Raw genomic sequence first — 7,230 nt, 5'->3', positions numbered from 1 at the left:
CCGTTCGCCTTGCGCCGTCTCGTCGCCGCCGTGACCTGGTCGATGACGTCTTCCAGGCCCGCTCCCTCTCCGGCCGTGAGGGTGACATCGTAGGCGATGGAGAGGTTCATGGGCGGGACGGCGTGGTCGAGGAAGCGGCGGAGGTCTGCCGAGGTGAGGAGTGAGCGGGGTGCGTTGCGGTCGGCGGGGTCGTCCCTGCTCTTCAGGAGGGCGAGGAAGAAGGCGGCGATCATGACGTCGTTCACGGTGGCGCCGTGTTTTTTCCCGAACGCCTTCGTCCGGCGGAGAGAGTCGGGGGGGAGAGTCCGGTATGCGATGTGGGGCGTCCCCCGCCCTGTCTTCTCGACGGGGAAGCGCCACCTGTCGACGAAGGGTTCCTCAGCCTCACGCGCCCTCTCTATCTCCTCTGGGGAGAACCTTGCGAGGACCCGGTCCGCTCCCCGGTCGTACCACCCGGTCGGTTCCGGCGCGACCCCGCGGTAGGTTGCAAAGAGGTCTCGTGCGAGGTCCATGAGGCCGCGGGCGTCGGAGAAACCGTGGTGGCAGGTGACGACGACCTGGTCGCCCCCGTCCTCCCGCAGGAGACTCACCCGCAACTGCGGCCCCTGGCGGACGTCGAGGGGTGCGGGAGGCATCGCCGCTCCGGGCGGGAGGACGACGAAGGCGCGGTCCCACTCCTCCTCCGCGATCCTCTCCCAGCGGGGCATGCCGTCCCTCTCCGCGAACCGGCACCCGAGATAGGGGTTCGCGGCGACGAGGCGGAGCGTCGCCTCCTTCAGCCTCTCTTCGTCGACCTGGCCGTCGAAGGCGAAGAGGAGGTGCATTGTCGGGTCGTAGATGCGCTCGAAGGAGACGTTGAAGAGGTCGAAGGGAGGTGCCGGATGGAGGGTCATATATGATGATCCTCTCTGGAGGGGGATATGTGCTTTGGCGGACCTCTCATCGTCTCCTGACCCGGAGGAGCAGCGATGCCCCGAGGAGGGCAAAGACACCGATCAGGAGGCCGAACCCTGGTGCATTCCGGCCTTCAGGATCCATCTTCAGGTCGAGTGTGTTCGTCAGGTTCTCGAAGGCGATCTCACGCCTGAGGGGGAGATATCCTTCCTTATCGACCCTGATCGTCTGCTGGTACCCGATTGCGTCTTCTATCAGGTACCTTCCGTCCGGCCCTGTTACGGTCGTCACCGCAAGAGGTGTGTTGTCCGGTGCCAGTCCTATGCCTGACTCAAATCTCACCGATGCGCCGGGGATCGGGTTGCCTCCGGGGTCTGTCACCCTGCCCGAGACGGTGATCGCCTCCGGTGGGGGCAGACCGATGTGAACGGTCACGTTCAGGGTCTCCTCTTCTCTGTTCCCGGAGTTGTCGATCGCCACGACGGTGATCGTGTTTTCTCCCGTCGAGACAGGCACGGAGCATGCGAATGTTGTCCTGTTTCCGCACGAGACCTCTCCCGCCCCGCTCTGCACACGCACCTCCCTGACGCCCGCGGGGGCGCTGACATTCCCGACGACTGCGATGTGGGGTGGGACGACGTCGATCCAGGCCTCTGCCCCGTCGACCGGGGACCTGACGATGAGAGATATCTCCTCCGTTCTGTCTGATGCAAGGCCCGGAGAAGGGAGCGCGATCAGCAGGACGGCAATGACGGTGAGTATGTGTCTGATTTCCATGGTCAGGGGTCTCTCTGCCTGTCTTTTCCTGTTTTTCCATCCATCTCTATGACTTCGTCCACGGGATCTCCCCCCTGAACTCGGGAGATGCGGCGACGTACCTGACGAAAGGCGTCTCTGTACTCCCGTCGGTCACGGTGCCCCTGAAGATGTAGACCGGGACAAGATATGTGGGGTCTTCCGTCGCCCCGGCTTCATAGTACCCGAGTTCGATCGCCGTGATCTCCACTGTCTGTCGCCGCATCGGGTCTGCCGGCACGCCGAGGACCTTCAGTTCTTCCAGTGCCTTCTGTGGCGTTATGATCGCGATCTCCTCGCCTGGTGCGTAGTCTCTCCAGATCCTGTAGACGTGGAGAACGTCCCCGCCTCCGCCGATGTCGACCATCATCTCTGACCCGACGACCGGTCGGCCGTCGATGGTGCGGCAGTACGAGATCTGGACCGCCTCATAGGCGATGCCGACAACCTCGCCGTTCTCGTTGCTGGTGACGATCCGCGGGTGCTCGACACCGCACGGGACGGCGTCGGAGGTCATCAGCCCTGCGTCAGTCAGATACTGTGCCGCGATCTCGGCCGCCCTCTCGTCCGGGGGGAGGTTTGCCGGCAGGTCCCTTGCATTCGGCATCATCCAGCGGGAGATGTCGATCAGGGCGATACGCCCGGACTGCCTGTGGACTTCCAGCGAGTACGGACTGTCGGAGAGGATAAACTGGCCGTCCGCCTCCCGCACCGTCCCTCTCAGGCCCGTTCTCTCCGCCATCGTCGAGACGTTCTCCGCCGTGATCTCCGGTTTCACGACGGTATAGAGGACGACCTTTTCAGGGACAGGCGGGAGGGGCACGGAGGTGTACGTGAAATTTTTCCCGGAGGACGTGCCGCTGTGTCCCTTGTCGATGAGGGCGGACACGGCCATTTTTCTCAGGGTTGCGCGGTCATGCGACGTCGTCCAGACAGCGCTTGAACCCGACTGACCCGGCGTGATGACCATGTTTCTCTCCTCCTCCCTGTCCAGGAAGAAGACGGCCTCGCTGATGGTGATCTGCCGCGGCGACCCGTCGACGATATGCCTTGTCTCGAATGTCGTGGGATCGGTGAAGTGGAGTGCCACATAGGTGCCGTTCCTTTTCATCGCCGCCAGGTCATCACGGGTATAACTCGTTTTGATCTGCGCATTGATGCCCCTGATCAAATCGCGGCATTCCGCCTCGATGGCCAGGTAGCGTTCGTCCTCGGGATACAGGAGGACGCTCTGGTCCCCTGCACTGTGGATGTCGAGATAGGGTGTGCCTTCCCGCGGGGTCGGTTGAGCACTCTCTCTCTCCGGGCGCAGGAGGGTCGTGTTCAGGGTGATCTGGAGGGTGCGGACGAAGAGGACGGGGGTGGTGTTCGTCCCCCCTGCACGGGCATGGGACTCGATGACCCCGTAGATCTCGTCCGTCGTCGTCCTGTTGATCGCCGCTTCTTCGTCGAGATAGACCATGATGCAGTCGAGGCGATTGATACTATAGCCGAAGACCGGGCCTTCGGGATAGAAAAAGTGTCTCTCTTCGAGGTCGGGGTCTGCCGACCTGAGTATGGCGTCGAGGTCCTGGTTTTTCTGGACCCGCCCGTAGGCGGCATAGACCGGACGGGTGGCGAGGTCTTCCAGGTCCTTCTCGCTGATCTCGGGGATGACCTGGCGGATTGTTTCTTTTTGCGTTTCTCTGTTCAGGTCCGTGAGAAGGACACTGCCGACGATCACGGCCGCAATGATGACCGCCGCAAGAAGGAGGAGCACTCCTCTCCCCATACCATTTTTGTCCATATTTTTCCCTCCCCGGGTTGTCGGGGGACCGTGCCGACGGTCCGAATCGATCTTCCGTGTCTGGAATATCTCTGTTGTTTTATATATCTGTTCTGTGCAGATCGTCTACGCGTTGGAATGGTTGCATGCCCTGTACACCATCACCGTTACGCAGGAGGATAGGGATGCAAAAAAAGACGGCAAAGGCCGCGTGTGCAAGGGAAGAGGGCCCATGACAGAGGGGATGCTCCCGCGATCCGGGAATGCGGGAGATCGACCCCCCCTGCCGTATTACCTGATGTCCATCCTCAGGAATGCGACATATGCGAGTCCGAAGAATGCGGCCGGGACGAGGAGGAGTGCGACGATGTTCTTCCAGAGGTGTCCGAGGACCTCGGCGTAGTCCAGGTCGTCCTCGTCGAAGTGCGACCACGCCTCGTCCGGGTCGCCGTGCATGTTCAGGTACATGAGGGGCTGGGTGACGGCGCGGGAGACCTCGGCGTAGTTGAGTTGCGGCGAGACGATGTATCCGGTCATGACAATGGCGTTCCGCATCTTGTCGCGGTCCCTCCGCTCCTCCAGGTAGGCGTTCCATGTCTCCAGGTCGGAGTCGTCGACAGGGGTCGGTTTATCCGGTTCTTCCCCTGCGATCCCATCGGCGGCAAGGGTCATTGCCGCCGGGACGACGGAGGAGAGGAAGAAGAAGACGACCAGTGCATAGAGCAGCGCCTTCCCGCTCCTGTCGGCGACGACCGACATGGCAAGTGCGATCGCATACCCGCAGGTCAGGTAGAGGAAGGAGACAAGCCCGAAGATGAGGATGAACCCCGCCTCGTCGGCCGAGGGGACGTGGCCGGAGATGAGGAGGAGGGCGATCGCGATGCCGAGGGCGACCGCCATGGCGAACGCCACCGAGACGATGCCGCCGAGGGCCTTGCCGGTGATCACCTCGTCCCGGTACACCGGGTGGGAGAGGAGCATCTTCAGGGAGTGGTCCTCCTTCTCGCCTGAAATGAGGTCGAAGCCGACGGCGATGCCGAGAACCGCCCCGAGAGTCGACATCGCCCCGCCCATACGCATGAAGACGTCCAGGACCGAAGGGCGGACACGCGCTATCGACGAAAAAGCGCCGGTGCCGGCGACCTGGAGGGTCTGCATGTACCTTTCGAGGGCGGCGGTGTAGTCCTGGATGCCCTGCCATGCCCCGATGGCCGCGATGATGAGGAAGAGGGCGAGGACGAGAAGGAAACGTCGTCCCCTGATGTTCTCGGCGAACTCTTTTTCCGCGATTGCACATATCCGTCCTATCTCCATCATCTCACCTCAGCCCGCATCAGGATGGTAGGAGCAGAGAAGCACCTCGCCGGTGTGGGCGTCGACAAATGCACTGGTGTCATGGGGGTACGTGAGAGAGCGGTAGTGGTCGTCGTCGAAACGCACCACCCATACAAGCGGGATCGGGTCTGTACCCCGGGTCATCCCGTCGTACCACACGAGGTCGGCCGTATGGACGTCAAGGCCGGGCAGGTCGCCCCAGGTCTCCTTCAGGTACGCCCGGACGGCGTCCTTTGCATCTTCCCCTGAGACAGACGGGACCGTGTCGGCGACGCAGAGGGCTTCGTCGGTCTTCCACCATTTCCAGTATCCGCAGACCTTACCCGTCACGGCGTCGACACGGATGCTATAACCGTCGCTGAGGCACGGGACGCCCCGGATCAGGCGATCATAATTGAAAAAATACTCCCCGGCTACCGTCCCGATGGGGGGGCGGGGGAGAGGACTGTAATGTTCCAGGGACTGTGTCAGGTCGGCACCACCGGATTTTTCATCGATGTACGCCTGTGCGGTCTCCCGCGCCTCGTCCATCGAAACGACAGGTTCGGCAGGTCGACCGGTCATCTGCCAATTTACAACAAAGTCACGGATATCGCCGGTTGCGGGTTCGATCCACACCTGGATCTTTTTTTCGTCCTCCGTCCAGACCACGCATTCGTAGAGGAAGTAATCTCCCTCGCCGGTGAGTTCGACGGTCGTCCGGTCGATCTTCACGTCCGGGAAGATCTCAAAGGCGACTTTTTCCGCCTTCTTTTCCGCTTCCTGCGCGTCTATCCCCGGTGTCGGTGTCACCTCTGGTGTCGGTGTCAGGTTGCCCGCGGGGGAAGGCGGGGCCGGCGGTCCTCCGGACGGTGATGACTGAAAGCCGCTCAAGACGACAGCGGCGAGAAGGGCGATGACAATGATAAGAGCAAAGATGAATTTTTTCATGATATAATCTCCCGTGAGGCACCTTTTCGGGCATCCACGACCCCGAATATCTCTAGTGTTTTATATGCCAGTCCGAAGAATCCGACCGGGACGAGGAAGAGAGCGAGGACGAGAAGGAAACGTCGTCCCCGGATGTTCTCGGCGAACTCTTTTTCCGCGATTGCACATATCCGTCCGATCTCCATTCTCTCACCTCAGGCCGCATCAGGATGGTAGGAACTTCTCAGCACCTCGCCGGTGTGGGCGTCGACAAATGCATCGGCCATGCGTGGATACGTGAGAGAGCGGTAGTGGTCGTCGTCGAAACGCACTTCCCATACAAGCGGGATCGGGTCTGTACCTCTGATTTTCATGAAGTAAGGTGCGTCGTACCACACGAGGTCGGCCGTATGGATCTCAAGGCTGGGCAGGTCGCCCCACGTCTCCTTCAGGTACGCCCGGACGGCGTCCTTTGCATCGTCCCCTGAGACCGATGGGACCGTGTCGGCGGTGCAGAGGGCTTCGTCGGTTTTCCACTGTTTCCAGTACCTGCAGACCTCGCCCGTCACCGCGTCGACAGAAATGGAATAACTGTCGGAATCACAGGGGACGCCCCGGATCAGGCGATCATAGTTGAAGGAATACCTGCCGGCCACGGTTCCGAACGCTCCGCTGGAAAAGGGGTTATACTGTTCCGAGGGCTGTGTCAGGTCGGCACCGCCTGATTTTTCATCGACGTACGCCTGTGCGGTCTCCCGCGCATCGTCCATCGAAACGACAGGTTCGGCAGGTCGACCGATCATCTGCCCATTTACATCAAACTGACGGATATCGCCGGCTGCGGGTTCGATCCACACCTGGATATTTTTTTCGTCCTGTGTCCAGACCTCGCATGCATAGAGGAAGTAATCTCCATCGCCGGTGAGTTCGACGGTCGTCCGGTCGATCTGCGCCTCCGGAAAGATCTCGAGGGCGACTTTTTCCGCCTTCTTTTCCGCTTCCTGCGCGTCTATCCCCGGTGTCGGTGTCACCTCTGGTGTCGGTGTCAGGTTGCCCGCGGGGGAAGGCGGGGCCGGCGGTCCTCCGGACGACGCCGGCAGAAGGCCGCTCCAGGCGATAATGGCAAGAAGGGCGAGGACTGTGATAAGAGCAAAGATGAATTTTTTCATGATATAATCTCCCGTGAGGCACTTGTTCGGGCATCCACGACCCAGGATATCTCGGTTATTTTATATGCCAGTCCGAAGAATCCGACCGGGACGAGGAAGAGGGCAAGGACGAGAAGGAAATGTCGTCCCCTGATGTTCTCGGCGAACTCTTTTTCCGCGATGGTGCAGATCCGTCCGATCTCCATCCTCTCACCTCAGGTCGCATCGGGATGGTAGGAGCAGAGAAGCACCTCGCCGGTGTGGGCGTCAACAAATGCATTGGCGTCGCCGGGGTACGTGAGAGAGCGGTAGTGGTCGTCGTCGAACCACACCACCCATACAAGCGGGATCGGGTCTGTACCCCGGGTCATCCCGTCGTACCAC

At 61.1% G+C, this 7,230-nt stretch carries 7 protein-coding genes; all 7 read right to left on the bottom strand.

Annotation, left to right across the window (positions count from 1 at the left end; all coding sequences use genetic code 11):
• Positions 1-893, bottom strand: an 893-nt coding sequence (locus Q0520_RS04360) for a condensation protein (RefSeq protein WP_298667061.1), incomplete at its 3' end; no start/stop codon positions are given.
• A gap of 46 nt (positions 894-939) precedes the next feature.
• Positions 940-1,671 (bottom strand): carboxypeptidase regulatory-like domain-containing protein, encoded by a 732-nt coding sequence (locus Q0520_RS04355; protein WP_298667059.1) that lies wholly within the window; start codon positions 1,669-1,671, stop codon positions 940-942.
• Between the two features lie 46 nt (positions 1,672-1,717).
• On the bottom strand, positions 1,718-3,475 hold the full coding sequence (locus Q0520_RS04350; RefSeq protein WP_298667057.1) for a hypothetical protein: 1,758 nt from the start codon (positions 3,473-3,475) through the stop codon (positions 1,718-1,720).
• A 270-nt stretch (positions 3,476-3,745) separates the two neighbouring features.
• Positions 3,746-4,771 carry an ABC transporter permease gene (locus Q0520_RS04345; protein ID WP_298667055.1) on the bottom strand — a complete coding sequence of 342 codons (1,026 nt, stop codon included), beginning with the start codon at positions 4,769-4,771 and terminating at the stop codon, positions 3,746-3,748.
• Positions 4,772-4,777: 6 nt separating this feature from the next.
• Positions 4,778-5,719, bottom strand: a complete 942-nt coding sequence (locus Q0520_RS04340; protein ID WP_298667053.1) for a YcdB/YcdC domain-containing protein — start codon at positions 5,717-5,719, stop codon at positions 4,778-4,780.
• A gap of 194 nt (positions 5,720-5,913) precedes the next feature.
• Entirely contained in the window at positions 5,914-6,867 is a 954-nt protein-coding gene (locus Q0520_RS04335; RefSeq protein WP_298667051.1) for a YcdB/YcdC domain-containing protein, read from the bottom strand.
• On the bottom strand, positions 6,864-7,052 hold the full coding sequence (locus Q0520_RS04330) for a hypothetical protein (RefSeq protein ID WP_298667049.1): 189 nt from the start codon (positions 7,050-7,052) through the stop codon (positions 6,864-6,866). Before Q0520_RS04330 ends, Q0520_RS04335 begins: the two co-directional genes overlap by 4 nt.
• Positions 7,053-7,230: the final 178 nt, after the last annotated feature.

This window comes from uncultured Methanofollis sp., assembly GCF_937919355.1.
In the GTDB taxonomy this organism is placed as follows: Archaea; Halobacteriota; Methanomicrobia; order Methanomicrobiales; family Methanofollaceae; genus Methanofollis.
The sequence above is the reverse complement of the archived record's forward strand: the minus strand, read 5'-3'. Positions and strand labels throughout refer to the sequence as shown.